Source organism: Pseudomonas sp. HMWF006 (assembly GCF_003061205.1).
Classification (GTDB): Bacteria; Pseudomonadota; Gammaproteobacteria; order Pseudomonadales; family Pseudomonadaceae; genus Aquipseudomonas; species Aquipseudomonas monsensis.
Window position 1 is genome coordinate 9,172 of sequence record NZ_QAIU01000662.1, and the last position, 390, is coordinate 9,561.

The following is a 390-nucleotide window of genomic DNA, read 5'->3' on the forward strand; positions in this document are numbered from 1 at the left end:
GCAACTGTTCGGCGGGCAGCAGCGCCAAGCCGCCGGCAACACCGATCACGACGGCCTGAAACTGGTGCTGCACCGCTACATCATCGACGCTATCGAAGAGTCCGGGAAAAACCTGCTGGAAGGTTCGCGGCAGGTGCTTTCGCAGTTCGTCATCGACAAGGTGGCCGATTACATCGCACGGCTGCACCTGGCGATTTCGCGCTATGAAATGGAGCGGCTGGCTGAAGAAATCGTCGACGAGCTGACCGGTTTCGGCCCGCTGGAAGTGCTGCTGCGCGACAGTGCGGTGACCGAGATTCTGGTCAACGGCCCGCACCGGGTGTTCATCGAACGCGACGGCGTGTTGCACCTGAGCGATCTGCGGTTTATTGATGCGCATCACGTCGAACG

The 390-nt window shown here is 60.8% G+C and carries 1 pseudogene; it reads left to right on the forward strand.

Annotation, left to right across the window (positions count from 1 at the left end):
• Positions 1-4: 4 nt before the first annotated feature.
• A pseudogene (locus tag DBR24_RS34655) lies at positions 5-390 on the forward strand (CpaF family protein); the annotation flags it as partial.